This is a genomic window from Rhizobium sp. YAF28 (assembly GCF_052113285.1).
Classification (GTDB): Bacteria; Pseudomonadota; Alphaproteobacteria; order Rhizobiales; family Rhizobiaceae; genus Rhizobium.
Genome location: NZ_JBFRCX010000003.1, coordinates 280,638 through 303,574, shown reverse-complemented (window position 1 = coordinate 303,574; position 22,937 = coordinate 280,638). Strand labels below are relative to the sequence as shown.

The 22,937-nt window shown below is 59.5% G+C and carries 25 protein-coding genes; 18 read left to right on the top strand and 7 right to left on the bottom strand.

Annotated elements, in window-relative coordinates; all coding sequences use genetic code 11:
• Positions 1-75 precede the first annotated feature (75 nt).
• The 5 genes from mtgA to AB4Z13_RS09150 all read left to right on the top strand — a co-directional run bounded on the left by mtgA (position 76) and on the right by AB4Z13_RS09150 (position 3,184).
• Positions 76-813, top strand: coding sequence for a monofunctional biosynthetic peptidoglycan transglycosylase (gene mtgA, locus AB4Z13_RS09170; RefSeq protein WP_439016859.1), 738 nt, complete (start codon positions 76-78; stop codon positions 811-813).
• 95 nt (positions 814-908) lie between these two features.
• A complete protein-coding gene (locus tag AB4Z13_RS09165; RefSeq protein WP_439016858.1) occupies positions 909-1,631 on the top strand; it encodes a DUF1868 domain-containing protein in 723 nt (240 codons plus the stop codon).
• A gap of 12 nt (positions 1,632-1,643) precedes the next feature.
• Positions 1,644-2,291 carry a glutathione S-transferase family protein gene (locus AB4Z13_RS09160; protein ID WP_439016857.1) on the top strand — a complete coding sequence of 216 codons (648 nt, stop codon included), beginning with the start codon at positions 1,644-1,646 and terminating at the stop codon, positions 2,289-2,291.
• A 155-nt stretch (positions 2,292-2,446) separates the two neighbouring features.
• Positions 2,447-2,632: a 50S ribosomal protein L32 gene (gene rpmF, locus AB4Z13_RS09155; RefSeq protein WP_003543812.1), complete on the top strand. Its 186-nt coding sequence runs from the start codon at positions 2,447-2,449 to the stop codon at positions 2,630-2,632.
• Positions 2,633-2,776: 144 nt separating this feature from the next.
• Complete coding sequence (locus AB4Z13_RS09150; RefSeq protein ID WP_439016856.1) at positions 2,777-3,184, top strand: hypothetical protein; 408 nt, start codon at positions 2,777-2,779, stop codon at positions 3,182-3,184.
• Here the strand turns inward: AB4Z13_RS09150 and phaR are convergent.
• On the bottom strand, positions 3,179-3,751 hold the full coding sequence (gene phaR / locus AB4Z13_RS09145; RefSeq protein ID WP_113319841.1) for a polyhydroxyalkanoate synthesis repressor PhaR: 573 nt from the start codon (positions 3,749-3,751) through the stop codon (positions 3,179-3,181). The genes AB4Z13_RS09150 and phaR overlap by 6 nt on opposite strands.
• A 233-nt stretch (positions 3,752-3,984) precedes the next feature.
• Here phaR and AB4Z13_RS09140 point away from each other — a divergent pair, with 233 nt between their 5' ends.
• Positions 3,985-5,166: an acetyl-CoA C-acetyltransferase gene (locus AB4Z13_RS09140; RefSeq protein WP_439016855.1), complete on the top strand. Its 1,182-nt coding sequence runs from the start codon at positions 3,985-3,987 to the stop codon at positions 5,164-5,166.
• Between the two features lie 67 nt (positions 5,167-5,233).
• Positions 5,234-5,959, top strand: a complete 726-nt coding sequence (locus AB4Z13_RS09135; protein WP_439016853.1) for a beta-ketoacyl-ACP reductase — start codon at positions 5,234-5,236, stop codon at positions 5,957-5,959.
• A 2-nt stretch (positions 5,960-5,961) separates the two neighbouring features.
• Here the strand turns inward: AB4Z13_RS09135 and AB4Z13_RS09130 are convergent, their stop codons facing one another.
• From AB4Z13_RS09130 to AB4Z13_RS09115, 4 genes are all read right to left on the bottom strand, one after another.
• Entirely contained in the window at positions 5,962-6,087 is a 126-nt protein-coding gene (locus AB4Z13_RS09130) for a hypothetical protein (RefSeq protein ID WP_439016852.1), read from the bottom strand.
• A 66-nt stretch (positions 6,088-6,153) separates the two neighbouring features.
• Positions 6,154-6,300, bottom strand: coding sequence for a hypothetical protein (locus AB4Z13_RS09125; RefSeq protein WP_439016851.1), 147 nt, complete (start codon positions 6,298-6,300; stop codon positions 6,154-6,156).
• Positions 6,301-6,493: 193 nt separating this feature from the next.
• Positions 6,494-6,748 carry a YMGG-like glycine zipper-containing protein gene (locus AB4Z13_RS09120; RefSeq protein ID WP_132655954.1) on the bottom strand — a complete coding sequence of 85 codons (255 nt, stop codon included), beginning with the start codon at positions 6,746-6,748 and terminating at the stop codon, positions 6,494-6,496.
• 25 nt (positions 6,749-6,773) lie between these two features.
• Positions 6,774-6,929, bottom strand: coding sequence for a DUF3309 family protein (locus AB4Z13_RS09115; protein ID WP_007825451.1), 156 nt, complete (start codon positions 6,927-6,929; stop codon positions 6,774-6,776).
• An 859-nt stretch (positions 6,930-7,788) separates the two neighbouring features.
• Here AB4Z13_RS09115 and AB4Z13_RS09110 point away from each other — a divergent pair.
• From AB4Z13_RS09110 to AB4Z13_RS09090, 5 genes are all read left to right on the top strand, one after another.
• Complete coding sequence (locus AB4Z13_RS09110; protein WP_439016850.1) at positions 7,789-10,920, top strand: helicase-related protein; 3,132 nt, start codon at positions 7,789-7,791, stop codon at positions 10,918-10,920.
• Positions 10,921-10,922: 2 nt separating this feature from the next.
• Positions 10,923-11,327 (top strand): RNA-binding S4 domain-containing protein, encoded by a 405-nt coding sequence (locus AB4Z13_RS09105; protein ID WP_113319837.1) that lies wholly within the window; start codon positions 10,923-10,925, stop codon positions 11,325-11,327.
• A 195-nt stretch (positions 11,328-11,522) separates the two neighbouring features.
• Entirely contained in the window at positions 11,523-11,861 is a 339-nt protein-coding gene (gene fdxA / locus AB4Z13_RS09100) for a ferredoxin FdxA (RefSeq protein ID WP_007825445.1), read from the top strand.
• Positions 11,862-12,258: 397 nt separating this feature from the next.
• Positions 12,259-12,831, top strand: a complete 573-nt coding sequence (locus tag AB4Z13_RS09095) for a CarD family transcriptional regulator (protein WP_007825443.1) — start codon at positions 12,259-12,261, stop codon at positions 12,829-12,831.
• Between the two features lie 380 nt (positions 12,832-13,211).
• A complete protein-coding gene (locus AB4Z13_RS09090; RefSeq protein ID WP_007825441.1) occupies positions 13,212-14,075 on the top strand; it encodes an RNA polymerase factor sigma-32 in 864 nt (287 codons plus the stop codon).
• Between the two features lie 53 nt (positions 14,076-14,128).
• Here the strand turns inward: AB4Z13_RS09090 and AB4Z13_RS09085 are convergent, their stop codons facing one another.
• The gene (locus tag AB4Z13_RS09085) at positions 14,129-15,673 is read right to left on the bottom strand and encodes a M48 family metalloprotease (RefSeq protein WP_439016847.1); all 1,545 of its coding nucleotides are present in this window, start codon (positions 15,671-15,673) and stop codon (positions 14,129-14,131) included.
• Between the two features lie 382 nt (positions 15,674-16,055).
• On the bottom strand, positions 16,056-17,600 hold the full coding sequence (locus AB4Z13_RS09080) for an MDR family MFS transporter (RefSeq protein WP_439016846.1): 1,545 nt from the start codon (positions 17,598-17,600) through the stop codon (positions 16,056-16,058).
• Between the two features lie 117 nt (positions 17,601-17,717).
• Here AB4Z13_RS09080 and AB4Z13_RS09075 point away from each other — a divergent pair, with 117 nt between their 5' ends.
• The 6 genes from AB4Z13_RS09075 (at position 17,718) to AB4Z13_RS09050 (ending at position 22,903) form a co-directional block, all read left to right on the top strand.
• Positions 17,718-18,242, top strand: a complete 525-nt coding sequence (locus AB4Z13_RS09075; protein WP_113319833.1) for a MarR family winged helix-turn-helix transcriptional regulator — start codon at positions 17,718-17,720, stop codon at positions 18,240-18,242.
• A 92-nt stretch (positions 18,243-18,334) separates the two neighbouring features.
• On the top strand, positions 18,335-19,009 hold the full coding sequence (locus AB4Z13_RS09070; RefSeq protein WP_113319832.1) for an OmpW/AlkL family protein: 675 nt from the start codon (positions 18,335-18,337) through the stop codon (positions 19,007-19,009).
• Between the two features lie 125 nt (positions 19,010-19,134).
• Complete coding sequence (locus tag AB4Z13_RS09065; RefSeq protein ID WP_113319831.1) at positions 19,135-19,785, top strand: thiamine diphosphokinase; 651 nt, start codon at positions 19,135-19,137, stop codon at positions 19,783-19,785.
• A 3-nt stretch (positions 19,786-19,788) separates the two neighbouring features.
• A complete protein-coding gene (locus AB4Z13_RS09060; protein ID WP_439016845.1) occupies positions 19,789-21,609 on the top strand; it encodes an ABC-F family ATP-binding cassette domain-containing protein in 1,821 nt (606 codons plus the stop codon).
• A gap of 104 nt (positions 21,610-21,713) precedes the next feature.
• Positions 21,714-22,112, top strand: a complete 399-nt coding sequence (locus AB4Z13_RS09055) for a VOC family protein (protein WP_113319829.1) — start codon at positions 21,714-21,716, stop codon at positions 22,110-22,112.
• A 161-nt stretch (positions 22,113-22,273) separates the two neighbouring features.
• Entirely contained in the window at positions 22,274-22,903 is a 630-nt protein-coding gene (locus AB4Z13_RS09050) for a DUF5666 domain-containing protein (protein WP_310385203.1), read from the top strand.
• Positions 22,904-22,937 lie beyond the last annotated feature (34 nt).

Below are 22,937 nucleotides of genomic sequence, written 5' to 3'. Positions count from 1 at the left end.
AGATTTCCGCTGCACTCTGGCAATGATGGTTTTCAGGCGGTATGACAACGACAAGGGCGAAATCGGACTGGGACATTGGATATAGCGCCGCAGACAGAGGAGAGCGTCGAGGCGCCGGTTCGCCGGCGCTGGGTTGGAGACCGCCAGGTGCTGAAGCGCATTGTTCTTGCCGTTCTGGCGGTGATGCTTTTTCCCTATGTGCTGATCCTTCTCTATCTGCTGCCCTTCATCCATCCGGTTTCGACGCTGATGCTGCGCGATCTCTTGCTTCTGCGCGGTTATGACCGACGGTGGGTGTCGATCGACGATGTTGCGCCTGTGCTCGTGCAATCGGTGATGATGTCGGAAGACGGGCAATATTGCTTCCACGGCGGTGTCGACTGGGGCGAGATGCGTATGCTGGTCGAAGACACGCTGAAGGGCCAGGAGACGCGTGGCGGCAGCACCATTCCCATGCAGACGGCGAAGAACCTCTTCCTCTGGAACAGCCGCTCCTTCATCCGCAAGGGATTGGAACTGCCGCTGGCTGTCGGCTCCGATTTCGTCTGGTCGAAGCGACGGCTGATGGAGATTTATCTCAATATCGCCGAATGGGGGCCAGGCATTTACGGTATCGAGGCGGCTGCGCAATATCACTTCAAGGTGCCTGCCTCGAAGCTTACGCGCCGCCAGGCATCGTTGCTTGCGGTTTCGCTACCGAACCCGATCGATCGCAATGCCGGAAAACCCGGACGAGGGCTGCGCAGGCTTGCAGCGCTCATCGAACGGCGGGCGCAGGGCTCGGGCGATTACATCAAGTGCATCTATGATTGAATCAGAACTTGTCGTTGGAAGCGGCAAGCGTCATCTGACATTCTTGATCCTGCCATATGGGCGAATGCATCAGCAATCAAAGCCCCGAGTCGCCCATGACCACCACGACACTTTCGCCCGAGCTTCTCCAGTATTCGAAGACCCATAATCCGGCTCCGCCGCGGCATCTCGGCTCCCGCTACCAGAAGCTCGGCGGCTTCCTGCCCGAGCGGGGTAACACGATCGTCTGCCATCCCCCGAGGGGCTCACGAACGCAGCAGGTGCTGATCGAAGCGCGTGAGAGATATCTGGCGATGCCCGAGGCACCACAATTCATCTTCACGCCAATCACCAGCCTCCATATGACGCTTTTTGAAGGCGTGATCGAGACCGGCCGCAAGGAGAACCATTGGCCTGATAATATTCCGCTCGATACGCCGATCGATGACATGACAGAGCTCATGGGCGCGCGGCTCGAAGGCTTCAAGATGTTCGATCCCTTCAAGGTCGCGATCGTCGAAGCCCGTCCGTCCGGCCTGCTCCTCGAGGGTGCGACAGAGGATGACCGCAAGGTTATGCGCGCCTGGCGCGACGCATTCGCCGATCTCCTGGGTTACCGTCAGCCCCACCATGAGAATTACAAGTTCCACATGACCTTCACCTATGCGATCGAGCGGCTGGAAGACGAGGCGCTGCCGCGCTGGCAGGCAATGCTTGACGAGGTGACAGAGGATATCCGCAGCAGGGCGCCGGTACTGGAACTCAACCCGCCGGCCTTCTGCGTGTTCGAGGATATGAACCACTTCCACGAACTGCTGATCTTCGATTTCGAACCCTGACAGGAACACACCATGGACAAGCTGACGCTCTATATCGCCAACAAGAACTACTCTTCCTGGTCCTTCCGGCCGTGGATGGCGCTGACGGGCGTCGGCATCGATTTCGAAGAGGTGCTGATCCCCTTCGATTATCCAAACAGCAATCCCAATATCAAGGCGGTCTCTCCGAGCGGCCATGTGCCCCTGCTGCAGCATGGTGCGCTGAAGATCTGGGAATCCTTCGCGATCATCGAATATGTAGCCGAGCTTTACCCAAATGCCGGGTTGCTGCCGAAGGATCGCGCCGAGCGGGCGCTCGCCCGTTCGGCCTCCATGGAGATGATGTCGAGCTTCCGGGCGCTGCGCAGCGCCTGCCCGATGAATATTCGCCGCCCGAAGGGCAAGATCGCGCTGCCTGACGGCGTCTCTGCCGATATCAGTCGCATCGAGACAATCTGGCGCGACCTGCTGCAGAAATCCGGTGGACCGTTCCTCTTCGGTGCATTCAGCGGAGCGGATGCGATGTTTGCGCCCGTCGTCAATCGCTTCGATATCTATGATCTCGTCAGCAGCACCGATATACTGGCCTACATGAGCGCGATGAAGGCGCATCCGGCCTGGCGGAAGTGGGAAGAAGCAGCCCGAGCCGAGCCGTGGATTGTGCCGGAAGACGAAGTCTGAGCAGACAATCAGAGGCATCGCAAAAAATACATATGGGGACTGGTCAAGGCCGCCCCTTGCATGTATAAGCGCGCAAAATTCCGAAATCGCGACATGTCCGTTTCGGCCGCCAGTCTGGCCGTGGGAATGTTTTGCCCGCAAGTGGAGTAAGAGAAATGGCTGTACCGAAGAGAAAAACGAGCCCGTCCAAGCGCGGCATGCGCCGTTCGGCTGATGCGCTGAAGGCTCCGACCTATGTCGAAGACAAGAACTCCGGCGAACTGCGCCGCCCGCACCATATCGATCTAAAGACCGGTATGTACCGTGGCCGCCAGGTTCTGACGCCGAAGGAAAGCGCATAATTCTTTATGCGGCTTGTCCGATGAAAGTTTTGAAGGCCGGCTCTATGCCGGCCTTTTCTTTTCAAGATATTATAATCTTCAGTGCCTTGAAGTGAGACGGTGATGTCAGGCAGTATTCCCTAGAGATCTGGGAGATATTTCTGCATGATTACCGTAATGCCGCTGATGGTTATTCCATTTATTCTTTACAATCTGGCGATGCTGGGCCTGATGGGTGGCGGCGGCATTCCCTCGCTCCAGCACGATGTGATCGTACTGTCGATGCTTTCGGGAGCGATCTGGAGTATGGCGCTCGGCGATCTTTTCATCGTCGTGGCGCTCGTCGTACTCTTCTTCGAGATCTTGAAGGCGACCCGGAACGCTTCCGGCAACCTCATCAACCACATGCTGTCGATGCTGGTCTTCATCGCCTTCCTGGTCGAGTTTCTTCTCGTCCAGGATGCGGCGACCCAGGTCTTCTTCATCCTGATGACCATTGCGCTGATCGACGTGATCGGCGGCTTTGCGGTGTCGATCCGCAGCGCCGGCCGGGACGTTTCTATCGGCCTATAGGTTGTCGAGCTTGTTCTGCAGCGCGCGAAGCTGTTCCTTCAGCTCGTCGATGTCCTTCGCCTCCGCCTTGCGGCTTTCCTTGGGCGGCGGCGTCATGAAGGGTGAGAACATCTGCATGGCCTGCTGGAACATCTCGGTATTCCGGCGGACCTGTTCCTCGACCATTTGCATGGGAAGCTGCAGGTTCTTGCTGAGCGGCGTTTCGCCGAAGGCACGGTTCACCTGCTCACGGATCTGCGACTGCTGTTCCGTGAAGGCGCGCATGGAATGTTCCAGGAAGCTCGGAACGACCATCTGCATCTGGTCGCCGTAGTAGGTGATCAGCTGACGCAGGAAGGAGATCGGAAGCAGCGTGTTGCCGGTCTTCGATTCCTGCTCGAAAATAATCTGGGTCAGTACCGAATGCGTGATGTCGTCACCGCTTTTGGCGTCCTGAACGACAAAATCCTCCCCCTTCTTCACCATCTCCGCCAGGTCTTCCAGCGTCACATAGGTGCTGGTGCCTGTATTATAGAGGCGGCGATTGGCATATTTCTTGATTACGATCTGACCCTCAGTCTTCGCCATATCAGTCTCCCGAACCCCGTCTGATTGTATGGATACTCCTCCACCAGAGACTGTAGACGCAAAAGAAGGGCGGTGACAATCTCTTTGTGCGATGCGGCAAGCCCTTTCCCTGTACGGATAAATCCATTTGAGGGCGCTGCAGCAAATGGTGGAATAGTCTTGGCATTTGACTTGCGCCTGCAGCTTTGTCAGTTTCCACTTATATGTGTGACGAGAAACGAGGAAACCACCCCATGAGCAGTTCATCCGTCGTCATCGCCAGCGCAGCGCGCACCGCTGTCGGTTCCTTCAACGGTGCTTTCGGCACAATTCCCGCTCACGAGCTCGGCGCTGCCGCCATCAAAGGCGCGCTGGAGCGGGCAAGTGTTTCCCCTGAAGACGTGGACGAGGTCATCCTTGGCCAGGTCCTGCAGGCGGGCGAGGGCCAGAACCCCGCTCGCCAGGCGGCGATGAAGGCCGATGTTCCCAAGGAGGCGACGGCCTGGAGCGTCAACCAGCTCTGCGGTTCCGGCCTGCGTGCCGTTGCCCTCGGCATGCAGCAGATCGCGCTCGGTGATGCGAAGATCATCGTCGCCGGCGGTCAGGAATCCATGTCGATGGCGCCACACGCGGCACATTTGCGCGGCGGCGTGAAGATGGGCGACATGAAGATGATCGACACCATGATCAAGGACGGTCTAACCGACGCCTTTTACGGCTATCACATGGGCGTTACTGCTGAAAATATCGCACGCCAATGGCAGCTTTCACGCGACGACCAGGACCACTTCGCCGTCGGCTCGCAGAACAAGGCGGAAGCCGCACAGAAGGCTGGCCGCTTCCGGGACGAAATCGTTCCCTTCATCATTCAGGGCCGCAAGGGTGACGTAACCGTCGATGCCGACGAATATATCCGCCACGGCGCGACGCTGGAGGCCATGGGCAAGCTGCGACCCGCCTTCGACAAGGATGGCACGGTGACCGCGGCGAATGCCTCCGGTCTTAACGACGGCGCTGCCGCAGCCGTGCTGATGAGCGAAGCGGAAGCGTCGCGTCGCGGCATCCAGCCGCTTGCCCGCATCGTTTCCTGGGCAACAGCCGGTGTCGATCCGCAAGTTATGGGGACCGGCCCGATCCCTGCTTCCCGCAAGGCGCTGGAAAAGGCCGGCTGGTCCGTCGGCGATCTAGACCTCGTCGAGGCCAATGAAGCCTTCGCGGCCCAAGCCTGCGCCGTGAACAAGGATCTCGGCTGGGATCCTGATATCGTCAACGTCAATGGCGGCGCGATCGCGATCGGTCATCCGATCGGCGCTTCGGGTGCGCGCGTCCTCAATACGCTCCTCTTCGAAATGAAGCGCCGCGGCGCCAAAAAGGGTCTCGCCACGCTTTGCATCGGCGGCGGCATGGGTGTCGCGATGTGCTTCGAGGCAATGTAAATAGCGTACAATGCATGTTTCTTGAGGCCTGCCCGAGAGCGGGCTGACAATAACTGGGGAGCGGAACATGAGCAGAGTGGCTTTGGTCACTGGTGGTACGCGCGGCATTGGCGCGGCAATTTCGATGGCTCTAAAGAATGCCGGCTATAAGGTTGCTGCCAACTATGCCGGCAATGATGAAAAGGCCAAGGCATTTCATAATGTTACCGGCGTGCCCGTCTTCAAGTGGGACGTGTCCGACTATCTTGCCTGCGGCGAAGGTATTGCGAGGGTCCAGGCCGAACTCGGCCCGGTCGAGATCCTCGTCAACAATGCCGGCATCACGCGCGATGCGATGTTTCACAAGATGACGCCGCAGCAGTGGCATGAGGTGATCAATACCAACCTCACCGGTCTCTTCAACATGACGCACCATGTGTGGAGCGGCATGCGTGACCGCAGCTTCGGCCGCATCGTCAATATCTCCTCCATCAACGGCCAGAAGGGCCAGATGGGGCAGGTGAACTATTCTGCCGCCAAAGCCGGCGACCTCGGGTTTACCAAGGCGCTTGCCCAGGAAGGTGCGGTCAAGAACATTACCGTCAATGCCATCTGCCCCGGTTATATCGGGACGGAGATGGTGCTTGCGGTGCCGGAAAAGGTGCTGAATGAGAAGATCATTCCGCAAATCCCGGTCGGGCGCCTCGGCGAACCCGAGGAGATCGCGCGCTGCGTGACCTTCCTCGTTTCCGAGGATGCCGGTTTCATTACCGGTTCGACGTTGACGGCCAATGGCGGTCAGTTCTTCGTCTGAACCTATTTCTTCTGGCTGTGGGCGTAGTTGCTCGGGAAGCTGCCGGCACTGTCATAGGGGCCGGCAGATGCGCCATAGGCCGCGAGGGCAATGGTGATGAGGGCGGCGATTGCGATGATCTTGTTCATAGTCTTATCTCCCTGCAGACGGGCGCTCGTATAGTTGCCGTTACGCGGTTCGGTTCATTGATGGCGTCAGGCGTTGGGATGGCGCCGTCTATTGGCTTTGACGGGCACTTTCTGGACGGCGCGGTCCTGGCTGCGGAGGGCGGCGACTGCCGTCGTGAGGAAAGCCGAGGCGATCAGGACGGCGACGGCGGAATTCAGGAAAATCTGGGCCATGGTAGCGTTCCTTTTCTTTCACGGGCGACACAGGCTCTGCTCTTGTGATGTTGAAAGGAATATGCGCTTGGTCCCGGTGGCGCGGTAGATTTGACTTCAGCGACCGATCGTCAACGCGGCGTTGACGACAAAAGCGCGCAAGAAAAACGGGCGCCGAAGCGCCCGTTCAAAATTTCCGATGGGCCGATGCTGATTAGCGGCAACGCGCTTCGTAACGGCGGCCGTAACGGTCGCGATAGATGCAGTAGCCTTGACGTTCGACCGAATGGCCGATCAGTGCGCCTGTCAGACCGCCGGCGACTGCGCCGACTGCCGCGCCACCCCAGCTGTTGCTGACGGCGCCGCCGATGATGGCGCCCGTGCCCGCACCAATCGCCGTGCCCTGCTCCGTCGGGGTGCAGGAGGCGAGAGCGCCAATGAGAGCGCAGCTAAGAACAATCTTTTTCATGTCTAACTCCCCAGGTTACCGGCCTTTAAATTCGGCCCATCAGTACAAGAATGATAATGATGACGAGAACTAACCCCAAACCACCGGAAGGTCCATAGCCCCAGCCGCGGCTATAACCCCAATTCGGCAAGGCGCCGACCAATAACAGAATAAGGATAATAAGAAGTATCGTGCCAAGCATGGTTTTTGTCCTGCCTCATTCTCATTTCGACTGGACTAGAAACCCGCATCCGCGATTTTTGTTCCCGGCTAAACTCTCAGAATATCACGGCGGCGTTATCACCATTGCGACAGAAGCCGTATTTAGCCGGTTCCTTCGAAAGCAAGTCGGCGAAATGCTATCTAGTATTTTCCGGGTATGGTTAAAATTCTCTTTGAATACAATATGTTGCGGTGAACAAAGCAGGAAAATGAAGATGTCTCCGATTCGTCGGCGATTCGTTCCGGCTTTGATCAGCCATGACTTTCCTCAGCCTGTCGGCGCCAGCCTGCTTAAGGCTCCGTAAATTCGGCATGCAAAATATTAATGCGATCCGACCGCTCGGAACGGCTGCGGCAAACCCGGAACCCGTATGTTGGGATCGGTGGCGAAAGTGCCCACAAGATCTCGCCGTGAACGAAAGGGGAAAACCTCGAGATCGGCGATTCGTCTCCGATTCGTTCCGGCTTTGGTCGAAGCGTTAATTTCGGGCTTGACCTTTGCGCCTTTACGATGCGGAAAAAAGCGTTAATCGCGGTTGCCAGCATTTGTTCTCAGGCGAGTCTGCGGATTCAGCATCTAGTGTAAAAAAGCGATTCAAAATCAATACTTAGCCGTGAACAAAAGCTGAATCCGCCGGAGTCAGCGATTCGTCTCCGATTCGTTCTCAAGCTGTTCCGAATCTTAAATCAAGGACTTAGCGGGCTGTGACTTCCGTGCTCAATCCCAAGTCTATTTCAAATCTGCCCTTGCGTTTGAAGCTTCGGCTGTCCATGTGTTCTGTGCCTCATTCGCAGCTCCGACTTGACCCTGGGGCGTCACCGCCTCACTTGCATGGAATATGACCCTGACTTCGCAGCCGATGATACTGAGCGGGCGCGGCGTGACCGCGGTGCTCGGGCCGACCAATACCGGCAAGACCCATTATGCGATCGAACGCATGGTGGCGCATGGGACGGGTGTCATCGGCCTGCCGCTCCGCCTGCTGGCGCGCGAAGTCTACACGCGCGTGGTCGAAAAGGTCGGCGCCCACAACGTGGCGCTAGTGACCGGCGAAGAAAAGATCTCGCCGCCGAATGCGCGTTTCTCGGTCTGTACGGTCGAAGCGATGCCACGGGAAACCAAGGCAGCCTTCGTCGCCATCGATGAAGTGCAGCTCGCTGGAGATCTCGAGCGCGGCCATATCTTTACAGACCGCATCCTGCACCTGCGCGGGCGCGAGGAGACGCTTCTGCTAGGTGCTGCCACAATGCGGCCGATCCTGCAGCAGCTTCTGCCGGGGATTACGGTCACGGAGCGGCCGCGGCTTTCCCACCTTCTCTATGCCGGGCAGAAGAAGATCACCCGGCTGCCGCAGCGTTCGGCAATCGTCGCCTTCTCGGCGGACGAAGTTTATGCGATCGCGGAACTGATCCGGCGCCAGCGCGGCGGTGCGGCTGTCGTGCTCGGAGCGCTCAGCCCCCGCACCCGCAATGCGCAGGTCGCGCTCTATCAGGAGGGCGACGTCGAATATCTCGTCGCGACCGATGCGATCGGCATGGGTCTCAATCTCGATGTCGACCATGTGGCCTTCGCGCAGGACCGGAAGTTCGACGGGTATCAATTCCGCAACCTCAACCCCGGCGAACTCGGCCAGATCGCTGGCCGCGCCGGCCGTCATGTGCGTGACGGAACCTTTGGCGTAACCGGCCAGGTTTCACCCTTCGACGAGGAACTGGTGCAGCGCATCGAGGGCCATGAGTTCGACAATATCAAGGTTCTGCAGTGGCGTACCAAGGATCTCGATTTTTCCTCGATACAATCCCTGCGGGCAAGCCTTGAGACCGGCCCCCGCGTACCGGGTCTGACCCGGGCGCTGCCGGCCGTCGACCAGCAAGCGCTCGAACATTTGTCGCGCTATCCGGAAATTATTGATCTCGCTAGCACGCCGGCGCGGGTCGAAAAGCTCTGGGAGGCTTGCGCTCTGCCGGACTATCGGCGCATAACGCCTGCGCAACATGCCGATCTTATTTCTACCCTCTTTTCCGATCTAGTGCGCTATGGCACGGTGAACGAGCAGTTTCTAGCCGAACAGGTTCATCGTTCGGATCGGACGGATGGAGAAATTGACACGCTTTCGGCGCGAATCGCGCAGATAAGGACCTGGACCTATGTATCGAATCGGCCCGGCTGGCTTGCCGATCCGACACACTGGCAGGAAAAGACGCGGGAAATCGAAGATCGATTGTCCGATGCGTTACATGAAAGGTTGACGAAACGCTTTGTTGATCGCAGGACATCTGTGCTCATGAAGCGCCTGAGAGAGAATGCGATGCTGGAAGCTGAAATCAGTGTGAATGGCGATGTCTTTGTTGAAGGACATCATGTGGGGCAGTTGACCGGGTTCCGTTTCACGCCTGTTGGGGGAACGGACGGGCCGGATGCCAAGGCGGTTCAGGCTGCGTCGCAGAAGGCGCTTGCTCTCGAATTCGAAGCTCGTGCCGCACGCTTGCATGCCGCAGGCAATGCCGATCTGGCGATCGGATCGGATGGACTCGTCCGGTGGCTCGGCGATCCTGTCGGCCGCCTTTCGGGCAGCGATCATGTGATGCGTCCGCGTGTCATCCTGCTTGCCGACGAGCAGCTCACGGGCAATGCGCGCGACCATGTCGCCGCCCGTATCGAGCGCTTCGTCAATCATCATATCAGCACGGTGCTGAAGCCGCTCGACGACCTGTCGCGCGCCGAAGACCTGCAGGGCCTTGCCAAGGGGCTTGCCTTCCAGCTCGTCGAGAATCTCGGCGTGCTCTTCCGCCGCGACGTGACGGAAGAAGTGAAGTCTCTGGATCAGGATGCGCGCGCTTCCATGCGCCGATACGGCATTCGCTTCGGCGCTTATCATATCTTCGTGCCGGCGCTTCTGAAGCCGGCGCCGGCGGAGCTCATCACCCTGCTCTGGGCGCTGAAGAATGACGGTCTCGACAAGCCGGGCTACGGTGATCTCATTCCGGTGCTCGCCGCCGGCCGTACCTCTGTGGTCACCGATCCGAGCTTCGAGCGTATGTTCTACAAGCTCGCGGGCTTCCGTTTCCTCGGCAAGCGCGCCGTGCGCATCGACATCCTGGAGCGTCTTGCCGATCTCATCCGTCCGCTCCTGCAGTGGAAGCCGGGTCAAGGCACGCGTCCCGAAGGCGCCTATGACGGTCGCCGTTTCACGACGACGACGGCGATGCTATCCATTCTCGGCGCGACGCTCGAAGACATGGAAGAGATTCTCAAGGGTCTCGGCTACCGCGCCGATGCCGTGAAGGCCGAAGAGGCAGCCGCATTCCTCGCAACGCAGGATGCAGCATCCGTTCCGGCTTCAGCGGTGACTGAGGCCGCAGCAGAGGAAACGGCTGAAAAGGCCGACCACGATGACGCAGACGGCGCTTCGGAAGAAACGCCCGCTGTCGAAGCCGCACCTGTAGCTGAGGAAACGCCTGCAGTTGCCGAAGATTCGGCTGAGGCGGGCGAAGCTGCAGAGCCGAAGCCGGTTCTCCTGTGGCGCCTCGGTGGCCGCAACGAAAACCAGCGCCAAGCGCGCGGCCATGGCGACCGCCGCGGCGGACAGGGCCAAGGCCAGGGTCAGGACCGCGGTGAGCGCAACAATCGCCGTCAGGGCGGTGGCGAAGGTGGCGAGAGCCGGGACGGTAATCGCAACAACAACCGCAACCGGGATGGCGGCAATCGCGACGGTAACCGGGAAGGCGGCAATCGTGACGGCGGCAATCGTGATGGGGGCAGGCCTCAGCATGCGCGTAATGACCGCAACGAGCAGCGCGGCGACCGTCAGGACCGCAAGGATCGTGGCGATCGCAACGACCGCAACAACAATCGCGGCAATTCGCAGCCGCTGCGCTTCGAGGCCAAGCCGCCGCGCAAGGAGAAGCCGATCGATCCGGATTCGCCGTTTGCCAAGCTTGCAGCGCTCAAGGAGCAGATGAAGAAGTAGTCATGAGTGGAGAGACACAGCCAGGGAGCGGTTCGCGCCAGCGCATCGACAAATGGCTGTTCTTCGCACGCATGGTGAAATCGCGCTCGCTGGCGCAGAGCCATATCCAATCCGGTCACGTCAGCATCAATGGCGCACGCTGTGCACAGCCGAGCCAGATGGTCAAGGTGGGCGATCGCGTTGAGCTGAGGCTGGAGCGGCGGGATGTCATTCTCGTTGTCCGGCTGCCGGGCGAGCGGCGCGGACCCTATGAGGAGGCGAAGCTGCTCTATGAGGATCTGTCGCCGCCTCCGGATGTGGCAAAACGCCTCACGCCCTATGAGCAAGCTATTCGGGCCACCGGCTCCGGAAGACCGACGAAAAAGGAACGGCGCGCAATCGACAGGCTGATGTCGGATGAGGATTAGAAAACTCTTCCTGCCGTCAGCTTTTCGGAGATCGTTTGTCCTTGAAATCCTGCTGTAAAGCCGATACGTGACACACAACCTGCCGGGTAGCGTGCTTGCCTCCCAAGCCTGTCCACGCTTTCTCTCCGGCTTAGGGGACAGGCGCGACGTTCCAGGTTGCCCGGCCCCGCCCGCGTGGAAATCCTGGAGTTCTTCATGACCTATGTCGTGACCGACAATTGCATTCGCTGCAAATATACCGACTGTGTTGAAGTCTGCCCCGTCGACTGTTTCTACGAGGGCGAGAATTTCCTCGTCATCCATCCCGATGAGTGCATCGACTGCGGTGTTTGCGAGCCGGAATGTCCGGCCGAGGCGATTAAGCCCGATACCGAACCGGGTCTCGACAAGTGGCTGAAGATTAACGCTGAATATGCGAGCATCTGGCCGAATATCACGGTCAAGAAAGAGCCGATGGCCGAGGCCAAGGAGATGGACGGCGAGACCGGAAAATTCGAGAAATACTTCTCGGAAAAGCCCGGTAGCGGCGACTGAAAATTTCGACGTGCGGTGCCGATGAAACCGGGTTCAGCGGCAGGTTAAACGTTTCAAATTACGCGTGAGTCACATGGGGGCTATGTGTTGCCCACATGACTCACGTTAAGCAAATTATTGATTTCCTCATATTTTTGTGATACGTTCACCACACTGTTCCATTTGTGGCATGAAGCATGCCCAAAACCATCACGAAAGTAAAACAAATCCGTACGCGGTTTCCGTGACATATCAATAACTTGAGCTGTCGGATCCCAAGATCGCGCGCAAGGATACCTTTTGCTTCTGTCTGGTGGAACCAGAGTGAAGTCACCCGACGGATTTAACCGTCTCATCCGGGCCTGACTGACCCGGCTCCGGCCGCCGCCGGTAGCGTAACAGGGAGTTTTTGATTAGAATGACCACCCAGCAGAAAAAACCTTCTACCGCACGTCACGGCTTCAAGACTGGTGAATCGATCGTGTACCCCGCACATGGCGTCGGTACCATCACGGCTATCGAAGAGCAAGAAGTCGCCGGCATGAAGCTTGAACTTTTCGTCATCGATTTCGAAAAGGACAAGATGCGGCTGAAGGTTCCGGTCGCGAAGGCCATGAGCATTGGCATGCGTAAGCTTTCCGAGACCGATTTCGTCGAGCGCGCCCTCAAGGTCGTGCAGGGCAAGGCTCGCGTCAAGCGCACCATGTGGTCCCGTCGCGCTCAGGAATATGATGCCAAGATCAATTCCGGCGACCTGATTTCCATCGCAGAGGTCGTTCGCGATCTTTATCGTGCCGAGAACCAGCCGGAACAGTCCTATTCCGAGCGTCAGCTCTATGAGGCTGCTCTTGACCGCATGGCTCGCGAAATCGCTGCCGTCAACAAAATGTCTGAAACCGAAGCAGTTCGCCTCGTCGAGACCAATCTCAACAAGGGTCCGAAGCGTGGCAAGGTAATCGAAGAAGACGACTCGCAGGACGAAGCCGCTTAATAGCGCATTGTTTTTGCTGATGAAAAAACCCGGCCTTGGTGCCGGGTTTTTTATTGGAACTTTTTCGCCGCTACGACGTTCATACACAGTAGTGCGGACATGACCGGAGCCTATAAAGCTCGGTTTGACTTCCGCCGAAGCTGTCAACGTTCGATGAGGAGAGGATCATGATTTCCAGAATTTGCCTTTCCGGTAATCTCAAGAAACAGATCCAATCCTGCCGTCTTGGCGGCACATGACGAGAGATAGGGCCTCCTCCTGAAAAGTCCAGGAGGAGGCCTTTATGCATTCAAGACCCTAGTTTGCTCCGGCGCAGCGATGTTCCGGAAACGGTGTTTGCTTGTTCATTTTTAGGCACGTGGCCCATTTAGGAGAGCGATATGAAGAACATGTCTGCAGATCGGCGCATGATCAAAATAGCAATGGCGGCTCCCTATCTTGCCCGTGAAGAAGAGCATAACCTGGCCATTCGTTGGAAAGATCATGAAGACCGCGGCGCCCGCAACCAGATCGCCATGGCGCATATGCGCCTCGTCATTTCCATGGCAGGCAAGTTCCGCAATTTCGGCCTGCCGATGAGCGATCTCGTACAGGAAGGTTATGTCGGGCTTCTGGAGGCCGCGGCCCGGTTCGAACCGGCGCGCGATGTGCGCTTTTCCACGTATGCAAGCTGGTGGATCCGCGCCTCGATCCAGGACTATATCCTGCGCAATTGGTCGATCGTGCGCGGCGGTACGAGTTCGGCGCAGAAGGCACTTTTCTTCAATCTGCGGCGCCTGCGCGCCAAGCTGGCCAAGGGCGATACGCAGCTGACACTGCAATCCATTCATCAGGAAATCGCGGCTGCCCTCGGTGTCAGCCTTGCTGACGTGCAGACCATGGATGCGCGCCTTTCCGGCAACGATGCCTCGTTGCAGGCGCCTTCCGTTTCGGGTGATGCCGACAGTGCAGAAAAGATGGATTTCCTCGTCAGCGACGAACCTCTGCCGGATGAGCAGGTCTCAAACATGATCGACGGCGAACGCCGTCGTGTCTGGCTTGCCTCTGCCCTCAAGCATCTCAACGAGCGTGAAATGAAGATCATCAGCGCGCGCCGGCTTGCCGAAGACGGGGCGACACTCGAAGAGCTCGGCGCTGACCTCGGCATTTCCAAAGAGCGCGTGCGCCAGATCGAAAGCCGGGCGATGGAAAAGCTTCGTACGGCGCTCGTCAGCGCCGATCCGCACATGGCAGCCTATGCCTGACAGGAATTACTCCCCAGCAGCACAGACTGGCCCGGCACAAGCCGGGCCTTCTTTTATTCGGAGATAATCTTCACGCGGTCGCCGGGAGAAACGGCAGCGCCCGTCGGCAGGGCGTTGATCAGTTTGAAGAGATCGAGCTTGCGATCGGTACCCATCATGCGGGAAGCGAGCGTGGTGATGTTCTCGCCAGGGCGGACTGTGACCACCCGCACGCGTAGCGGCTTCAGCGAAGCGGCTTCGTCCGGCGTCATACGGCGGAAGCTTGCGCGCAGAACGTCTGCCGTCGGCTCCAGCGACGGGCTGCCTTTCGGCACCGCCGTCAGAAAGCGGAAGATCTGATTGTTGTTTCTGATGACCGTGACATCGAAGTCCCAACGGTCGGCAGTGGCGCGCGCGGTCGCAGCCTCCATGCCATTGACGTTGATCGGCTGGATGGTCGACGGATCGAGGCCGGTAACCCAGCCGCTGGAAATGTAATTCGTCAGGCTCTGGTTCTGGTTGTCGGCCACGCCGTCAAAGCGGATGGCGATATCGTTCGGGCCGGTTGCCATGACGGCCTCGACCTTGTTGTCGATGCTGAAGTCAGGCGGCACGTCGAAGCGGATGCCGAGGCCGCCGTGCAGGAAGGTCTGGCCGCGCACATAGCCCTCTTCCGGACTGTCGCCGTAGAGAAGGCCGTCGATGCCATCGAGATAGTAGTCACGGCCTTTATCGCCGACGGAGCCTTCCTGGCCAAAGGCGCGAGCGTGGGTGCGGGCAAGCTCGATGCGCTGGGCGGAATTCGGATGGCTCGACAGGAAGTCCAGGCTCTGGTCTGCCTCGGGATCGACCGACATGAAGCGGCTGTAAGCGGCCATGGAGTCGAGGAAACGGGCTGCGGCATAAGGATCATAGCCGGCTTCACCGAGCATGCGTACGCCGATGACGTCGGCCTGCAGTTCCTGCTGACGAGAGAAGGCGGCAAGACGCAGCTTGCCGCGGGCAAGCGCCTGTTTGCCGGCTATATCGCTCGACAGCACTTCGGCGACGACACGGCTGGCAATGACTTCCGCCTCTTCACGCTTCTGCCGCTCGATGCCATGGTTTGCGGTGACGTGGCCCATCTCGTGTGACAGCACGGCCGCGACTTCCGAGGCATCGTTGGCGAGCGCCAACAGGCCGCGGGTGACATAGAGATAACCGCCCGGCAGCGCGAAGGCGTTGATAGCGGGCGAGTTCAGGATGGTGATGCGGTAGGACTGGCTCGGATTCTCCGAGACGGCCGTCAGTGCGCCGGCGATACGCGCGACGAGGCGCTCGGTCCTGGCGTCCTTATACTCGCCGCCATAACTCGCAACGATGCGCGGATGCTCGCGGGCGCCCATGGCGGCGCGAGGGTCGTTCTTCTGCACTTCGTCGACGATTTGCGGATTAGACGAAGGGCCGACGGTCGGCTGATAGGATTGTTGGATCAACGACTCGCAGCCGTTCAGCGCGACGGCGCAGGCCAACAGCAGCAGGAAACGGCGCGCCCAACGGCGCGGCGCAAAAAAGGCATCACTGGAAAGCGCGGGCGATTTCCACGTCGTCATACTGTCCAGTCTGTCTCTCCGCACCATTTTAAGTCGCCGGTCTGCCGCATCTTCGGGCCGGCCGTTGCCAGGAAAATTCAATAGGCTTCCGCCTCGGTTCTCGCGCTGTACAATCGGCCGATCCAAGTCTTTGCTGTAGCCGATTTCCGCGTGGGTTGCATAGCGAGACTCTATCTAAATGTGGCGCCGTTGCATTTCGGCAATGCCCCGCCTGTCGAGGCACTTCTCGCTCCGATGAAATTATGGCGAAAGTTCCATCGCGAGTGCAGATTCCGGCTGCACTGCGGAAAAAATCGGTCAGTACGGCGACCGATGCGGGCACGCGTAACATTCGCGCGAATAATACAATTAATAGTGGTGTTTTCGAGCCGACTAAATTGAAGAGGCGCGGAGGCCGCGCGCTCTGTGCTTACTCCGCGGCTTCGGCGGCGGCGGCGGTGGTCTGGCTGGTCTTCTGTTCGCCGGCGCGGGGGAGCTGCACCGGCTTCAGCATGATGGCGGCGATCAGACCGATCAAAGCGATGCCGCAGGAGGTCATGAACAGCGGCGAGAAGGCGGAGGCGTAAGCATTAGCCACCGCCTGACGGCTGGCCTCGGGAAGTGCTGCCATCATTTTCGGCGTCAGCTCCTCGATATTGGCCACCCCTGGGATGGAGGAGCCGAGCCTGCCGAGCTGCGATGCAATGATTGCACCGTAGATGGAGATGGCAATCGAGGCGCCGCCCATACGCGACAGCGTGACCGAGCCGGTTGCAGCACCCACATCGCGGGCCGGTGCGGCATTCTGAACGCCGATGACCGGAACCTGCTGGGCAAGGCCGATACCGACGCCGTGCAGCAGCATGATCGCGCCGATGAAGGCAATCGGTGTGCCGGCGTGAACCTGTGAGATCAGTGCAAAAGCGATGGCGCTGCAGGTGAGGCTGGCAATTGCGAAGGGCTTGTAGCGGCCTGTCTTCGAAATGATGCGGCCGGCATTCAGGGAGCCGCAGACGAGACCGCCTGTCAGCAGAATGAAGAGCAGACCGGCGCCCGACGGCGAAAGGCCTGTCGTCGTCTGAAGGAACAGCGCGAGGTAGTTGACCATGCCGATGGCGATTGCGCCGCCCATGATGGAGATCACCAGCAGCAGGCTGAACGTGGAATTGCGGAACAGCGGCAGCGGCACGATCGGTTCCGGCGCGCGACGTTCGACGAAAACCCAGGTGATGGCGCAAACCACGCCGAAGGCGATTATGCCGATGCTCTGCGGCGAGATCAGCGCACCGAAAAGCTCGCTGCTGTCGGTCGCAAGCACGATGCTGGTTGTTGTCAGCGCCAGCAGGAGTGCGCCGGCATAATCGATCTTCGGCCGGCGATGCGGCTTGCGGTAGGGCAGCATGAAGGCGAGGCCGGTAAGCACGATGAAGCCGATCGGCACGTTGACGAGGAAGATCGAGCGCCAGCCGAAGAGATCGCTCATCGTGCCGCCAAGGACCGGGCCGATGGCGCCGGAGGCCATCAGTACGAGGCTGGAATAGCTCTGGTAGCGGGCGCGTTCGCGCGGCTCGAAGAGGTCGGCATTGACGGCGAAAATCGAAACCATGATGCCGCCGCCGCCGAAGCCCTGCAGCACGCGGGCGGCAATCAGCGTGTTCATCGAGACGGCGAGACCGCAGACGGCGGAGCCCACCGTGAAGATCGCGATTGCCGTCATCATCACATATTTGCGTCCGAAGAGATCGCCGAGCTTGCCATAGAGCGGCATCACGGCGCTGAGCGCCAGCAGATAGGCCGAACCGATCCAGCCGAAGCGGTCCAGATGACCGAACTCGCCGACGATGGTCGGCAGTGCCGTGGAGACGATCTGGTTATCCAACGTCGCCATGAACATAGCGGTCATCAGGAAGAAGAAGAGGATGAGCCGCCGACGGGGATCCGTTACGAGCGGGGCGGGGGCAAGTTGCATATCCATGGGATGGGCCATTCTCGTTATATAGATATGTTATGTGCTAATGTCATATATTTGTCAACGGCACATTATTGATATTGGCATATTTTATTTTCAACTCCGGTCTGTTATGATTCCGTCATGAACGAGACCTTGACCAAGACAAGAACGACCGAGCTTGATGATCCTTTGGACAGCGTGCCGCGCATCGGCCGCACCATGACGCGCATGCGAATGATGACGGGACGCCGGCTGATCGGCCGCCTGGCGATCCAGAGCGTGGCGCCGGATCTGGAGCTGTCTCATCTCGACGTACTCGATGCCGTGCGTCGCGCACAGGAAAATGGCGAGGTGACGGTCGGCGCCATTGCCGAGATGCTACGCATCGACCCGTCGAGGGCAAGCCGCGTCGTGTCCGATATGGTGGGCCGCAACGTCCTGCGCCGTGAGGCTTCGCAGGCGGATGCGCGACGTATCGTCGTCGTCATGACTCCGCTCGGGAAGGATCTGCTGGCGGAAATCCGGGCCCAGAAGCTCGCCTTCGTTTCCGAGGTTGTGCGGGACTGGCCACAGGAGGAGATCGACACTTTCTCGCTGCTGTTCGAGAAATTCATCGGCGGCTACGAGGCGATCTTCCTTTCGCGCGACAAGGATACGCCGGGCTAAGAAAATAGTCCGAGCGTTTGATCTCGCTCAAGCCGACCCATCCAAGGCAAGCCTAAGTCTCTCCTCGTTCGACGACATCAGGAGAGATTCACATGAAACATCATCCGCTTCGGCTGAGGGGTATTTTTGCCGCTATCGTTTTCGCATCCTTCGGGCATGCGGCGCTTTCGGCCGATCTGGCGCCTTCGGCGGGCTCGCCAATGGCCACGCAAAGCCCATGGCAGGTACGTCTTCGTGCGCTTGGCGTGATCACGCGCGACAACGGCTCAGTCGATGGCATCCCCGGATCCGATCTGTCCTATTCGGACACGGTGATTCCGGAAGTGGATATCTCCTATTTCTTCACCGACAATATTTCCGCGGAGCTCATTCTCGGCACGACCTATGCCAATGTGCATGGCGAAGGCTCGATTGCCGGCCTCGGGGAAATCGGCAAGACGTGGCTGCTGCCGCCGACGCTGACGCTGCAGTATCATTTCACCGATTTCGGTGCCTTCCAGCCCTATCTCGGTGCCGGTGTGAACTACACTGTCTTCTACAACCAGTCCGGCAAGAGTGCCGACAGCCTCGATGTGAAGAACACATTCGGCGTCGCGCTGCAGGCCGGTTTCGACTACATGTTCGATGAGCATTGGGGTGCGAACCTGGATGTGAAGAAAATCTTCCTGCGTCCGGATTTCGATGCGACCGTCGGCGGTGCCGATGTCAGCGGCAAGGCGAAACTGGATCCCTGGCTGATCGGTGCCGGTGTCACCTATCGCTTCTAGAGCATTTGATTACGCAATTCCCGCAAAACGGCTGCACGCTTTTGCGGGAATTGCTTTGAGGGAAAGGCACCGGATCTGCGGCGCCTCTTCCCCTTCACCCCCCGTTTGCGCTATGGGCAATGCCCATGAGCCAATCCACCTTCACCATCCTGCTCGGCGGGGCACTCAGCCTGACGGATCGTCTGCGCGACGCCGTGCGGGAAAGCCGGTTCATCGCGGCCGACGGCGGCATGCGGCATGCGGCGGCGCTGGGCGTGGTGCCGGAACTGTGGGTTGGCGATTTCGATTCGACACCGCCCGATCTCGACCGCGCTTTTCCTGACGTACCGCGCCAGCCCTATCCAGTCGCAAAGGCTGCGACGGATGGTGAAATTGCCGTTAGCGAGGCGATCGAGCGTGGTGCCAAACGCCTGATCCTTGCGGGTGCGCTGGGCGGTGAACGGTCCGACCACGCCCTGCAGCATCTGCTCTACGCCGTGGAGTTGGCGGAAGAAGGCTTCGATATGCTGCTGACCTCGGGCAGTGAGGAGGCCGTGCCTTTGCTTCCCGGCTCGCTGGAGATCGATCTTCCGCCGGGCAGTCTGTTTTCCGTGCCAGGCTTCAGCGAGCTGCGTGGCCTGTTCATCGAAAATGCCCGCTATCCGCTCGCCGACTTCCATTTGCCCTTCGGCTCGTCGCGCACCATTTCCAATGTGGCGGAGGGGCCTGTGCGCTTCACGCTTGCCAGCGGCAGGGCCATCGTGCTCGCGCGGCCCTATGATCTTTCCGGAGTCTGATACTTGGCGCCTCCCATTCTGAAACTCGACGATATCTTCCTGAGCTTCGGCGGTGCACCGCTTCTGGCGGGCGCTGCCCTGCAGGTGGAGTCCGGCGACAAGATCTGTCTCGTGGGCCGCAACGGCTCGGGCAAATCGACGCTTCTGAAGATCGCCGCCGGCCTGGTCGACGCGCAGTCAGGTGACGTCTTCCGCCATCCAGCGTCAACGGTGCGCTATCTGGAGCAGGCGCCGGATTTTGCCGACTTCCAGACCGTGCAGGCCTATGCCGAAGCCGGTCTCGGGCCGGGCGACGATCCCTATCGTGTCAGCTACCTGCTCTCGCATCTCGGGCTGACCGGCGAGGAAAATCCTAAGAACCTTTCTGGCGGCGAAGCGCGTCGCGCAGCACTTGCGCGCGTACTGGCGCCGGAGCCCGACATCCTGCTGCTCGACGAGCCAACCAACCATCTCGACCTGCCGACCATCGAGTGGCTGGAAGGCGAATTGCAGAAGACGCGCAGTGCGCTGGTGCTGATCTCGCACGACCGCCGCTTCCTCGAAAAGGTCTCGACGGCCACCGTCTGGCTTGACCGCGGCACGTCTCGACGGCTCGACAAGGGCTTTGCGTTTTTCGAGGCGTGGCGGGACCAGGTGCTGGAGGCAGAGGAGCTGGAGCAGCACAAGCTCGGCAAGGCGATCGAGCGGGAAGAACACTGGCTGCGCTATGGCGTGACGGCACGACGCAAGCGCAACATGCGCCGGCTTGGCGAGCTGCAGACGATGCGTTCGCAGTATCGTGGCCACAAAGGGCCGCAGGGAACGGTACAGGCAAGCGCTTCCGATGCGCAGGAATCCGGCAAGCTGGTGATCGAGGCCGACAAGATCACCAAAAGCTATGACGACCGGCCGATCGTCGCGCCGTTCTCGATCCGCGTGCATCGTGGCGATTGCATCGGTCTCGTCGGCCCGAACGGCGCCGGCAAGACGACGCTTTTGAAGATGCTGACCGGCCAGCTTGCGCCCGACAGCGGTACGGTGAAGCTCGGCACCAATCTTGATATCGCGACCCTCGACCAGAAGCGTGAGGATCTGAACCTCGACGATACGCTTGCCAACTACCTGACGGATGGGCGTGGCGAGAACCTGCTGGTCAATGGCGAGCAGCGGCATGTGACCGGCTACATGAAGGAATTCCTGTTCCAGCCGGAGCAGGCGCGCACGCCGATCAAGAACCTCTCCGGCGGCGAACGCGCCCGGCTGATGCTGGCGCGCATCCTGTCGCGGCCGACGAACCTGCTCATCCTCGACGAGCCGACTAACGATCTCGACATCGAGACGCTGGACCTCTTGCAGGAGATCGTCACGGGTTTTGCCGGCACCGTCATCCTCGTCAGCCACGATCGCGACTTCCTCGACCGGACGGTGACCTCGACAATTGCGCCGGCCAATCCGGAAGCGCCGGACGGGCGCTGGATCGAATATGCCGGCGGCTATTCCGACATGCTGGCGCAGCGCAAGGGTGCAGCCGAGGAGCGCCGCAGGGCCGAGAAGGCGGCGGAAAAGCCTAAGGCGCAGGAGACGGCTGCCGCACCTTCTGCCTCGAAGGTCAAGCTCTCCTACAAGCAGAAATTCGCACTCGAAAACCTGCCGAAAGAAATGGCCAAGGCAGAGGCGGAGATCGGCAAGCGTGAGGAGAAGATGGCCGATCCGAACCTCTTCACCAAGGACCCGGCAACCTTCAACCGGCTGGCATCCGAGATGGAGAAACTGCGCGAAAGCCTGACCAAGATGGAAGAGGAATGGCTGGAACTCGAAATGCTGCGCGAGGAGCTGGAAGGCTGATCCGATAAAAATTTCCTGAAATGTCGGATCGGGTGGTTTTCTCCGTCCTTGGGCCGAACGTGATCAACGGCATGGTGCCGCCACGTCATTAGGGAGATTTTTTCATGCGCATGATTTTCGTGAACCTGCCGGTCAAGGACCTCGTCAAGTCGAAGGAATTCTTCTCGGCGCTCGGCTTTTCCTACAATCCGAATTTTACCACCGACGATGCTGCCTGCATGATTGTCGAGGAAAACATCTATGTGATGCTGCTGACCCACGGTCATTTCCAGCAGTTCATCGAGGGCGATATCGCCGATACGACGAAGGGCAAGGAAGTGCTGACCTGCCTTTCGGCCGGTAGCCGCGACGAGGTGGATGATTACCTCAAGAAGGCGCTGGCAGTGGGCGGCAAGCCCTGGAAGCCGATCCTCGATATGGGGCCGATGTATGGATGCAGCTTCCAGGACCTCGACGGCCATGTCTGGGAAATCATGTACATGGACATGTCTGCTGCCGGTTGAGCCGGTCTTTTCAAAGGTCTTTCGCGGACTCCGGCGTCTGGAACCGGATTGTCGGGGTCCGCTTTCCTCACTTTTCCTTGATTCGCCCGCGCCGCGTCATGCGGCATAGAGTGCCGCTCAGCTGGGGATCGTGCCGATCAATGGCGACAAGGAAGAGTTACATGTCTTGCAAATCCTATACCAGAATATTGACGGCGCTTGCCGCCAGCGGCTTCGTCGTGCTTAGCCTTTCGCAGGCGGCGATTGCTCAGGAAAACCAGCGCGTGCGCGTTCGTGGCACGATCGAGAGTCTCAACGGCGACACGCTAACCGTCAAGACCCGCGAGGGCAGCGATGCGACGGTGGCGCTCAAGTCCGGCTGGAAGGTCTCGGGTATCAGGAATGCTTCTGTCGATGATATCAAGGTCGGCGATTTCGTTGGTGTCGCCTCCTTGCCGAAGGGCACAGGTCCCGATGGCGCGATCGAGGTGCTGATCTTCCCGGCCGCGATGAAGGGCACCGGCGAAGGCAGCCGTCCGTGGGACGTGCAGCCGAACAGTTCGATGACGAATGCGACCGTCAGCAATGCGGTCAAGGCTGTCGACGGCCACACGATCACGCTCACCTATCAGGGCAAGGAAAAGACCATCTCGATTGCCGAGGGCACGCCGATCGTTACCTTTGCGCCGGCAACGAAAGATGATCTGAAGCCGGGCGCCGGCGTTATCGTCATGGCGGAAAGGGCAGCCGACGGCAGTATCTCGGCCGCTCAGGTCGCCGTCGGCATCAACGGCGTGATGCCGCCGATGTAAGCTCTCCTGGAGCAATTTCAGCCAAACCGCCGCA

What these genes read in the sequence shown, in the direction of transcription:
- AB4Z13_RS09165 (WP_439016858.1), top strand. Translation starts at nt 909, where the DNA reads ATGACCACCACGACACTTTCGCCCGAGCTTCTCCAGTATTCGAAGACC.
- AB4Z13_RS09160 (WP_439016857.1), top strand. Translation starts at nt 1,644, where the DNA reads ATGGACAAGCTGACGCTCTATATCGCCAACAAGAACTACTCTTCCTGG.
- rpmF (WP_003543812.1), top strand. Translation starts at nt 2,447, where the DNA reads ATGGCTGTACCGAAGAGAAAAACGAGCCCGTCCAAGCGCGGCATGCGC.
- AB4Z13_RS09150 (WP_439016856.1), top strand. Translation starts at nt 2,777, where the DNA reads ATGATTACCGTAATGCCGCTGATGGTTATTCCATTTATTCTTTACAAT.
- phaR (WP_113319841.1), bottom strand. Translation starts at nt 3,751, where the DNA reads ATGGCGAAGACTGAGGGTCAGATCGTAATCAAGAAATATGCCAATCGC.
- AB4Z13_RS09140 (WP_439016855.1), top strand. Translation starts at nt 3,985, where the DNA reads ATGAGCAGTTCATCCGTCGTCATCGCCAGCGCAGCGCGCACCGCTGTC.
- AB4Z13_RS09135 (WP_439016853.1), top strand. Translation starts at nt 5,234, where the DNA reads ATGAGCAGAGTGGCTTTGGTCACTGGTGGTACGCGCGGCATTGGCGCG.
- AB4Z13_RS09130 (WP_439016852.1), bottom strand. Translation starts at nt 6,087, where the DNA reads ATGAACAAGATCATCGCAATCGCCGCCCTCATCACCATTGCCCTCGCG.
- AB4Z13_RS09125 (WP_439016851.1), bottom strand. Translation starts at nt 6,300, where the DNA reads ATGGCCCAGATTTTCCTGAATTCCGCCGTCGCCGTCCTGATCGCCTCG.
- AB4Z13_RS09120 (WP_132655954.1), bottom strand. Translation starts at nt 6,748, where the DNA reads ATGAAAAAGATTGTTCTTAGCTGCGCTCTCATTGGCGCTCTCGCCTCC.
- AB4Z13_RS09115 (WP_007825451.1), bottom strand. Translation starts at nt 6,929, where the DNA reads ATGCTTGGCACGATACTTCTTATTATCCTTATTCTGTTATTGGTCGGC.
- AB4Z13_RS09110 (WP_439016850.1), top strand. Translation starts at nt 7,789, where the DNA reads ATGACCCTGACTTCGCAGCCGATGATACTGAGCGGGCGCGGCGTGACC.
- AB4Z13_RS09105 (WP_113319837.1), top strand. Translation starts at nt 10,923, where the DNA reads ATGAGTGGAGAGACACAGCCAGGGAGCGGTTCGCGCCAGCGCATCGAC.
- fdxA (WP_007825445.1), top strand. Translation starts at nt 11,523, where the DNA reads ATGACCTATGTCGTGACCGACAATTGCATTCGCTGCAAATATACCGAC.
- AB4Z13_RS09095 (WP_007825443.1), top strand. Translation starts at nt 12,259, where the DNA reads ATGACCACCCAGCAGAAAAAACCTTCTACCGCACGTCACGGCTTCAAG.
- AB4Z13_RS09090 (WP_007825441.1), top strand. Translation starts at nt 13,212, where the DNA reads ATGAAGAACATGTCTGCAGATCGGCGCATGATCAAAATAGCAATGGCG.
- AB4Z13_RS09085 (WP_439016847.1), bottom strand. Translation starts at nt 15,673, where the DNA reads ATGGTGCGGAGAGACAGACTGGACAGTATGACGACGTGGAAATCGCCC.
- AB4Z13_RS09080 (WP_439016846.1), bottom strand. Translation starts at nt 17,600, where the DNA reads ATGGATATGCAACTTGCCCCCGCCCCGCTCGTAACGGATCCCCGTCGG.
- AB4Z13_RS09075 (WP_113319833.1), top strand. Translation starts at nt 17,718, where the DNA reads ATGAACGAGACCTTGACCAAGACAAGAACGACCGAGCTTGATGATCCT.
- AB4Z13_RS09070 (WP_113319832.1), top strand. Translation starts at nt 18,335, where the DNA reads ATGAAACATCATCCGCTTCGGCTGAGGGGTATTTTTGCCGCTATCGTT.
- AB4Z13_RS09065 (WP_113319831.1), top strand. Translation starts at nt 19,135, where the DNA reads ATGAGCCAATCCACCTTCACCATCCTGCTCGGCGGGGCACTCAGCCTG.
- AB4Z13_RS09055 (WP_113319829.1), top strand. Translation starts at nt 21,714, where the DNA reads ATGCGCATGATTTTCGTGAACCTGCCGGTCAAGGACCTCGTCAAGTCG.
- AB4Z13_RS09050 (WP_310385203.1), top strand. Translation starts at nt 22,274, where the DNA reads ATGTCTTGCAAATCCTATACCAGAATATTGACGGCGCTTGCCGCCAGC.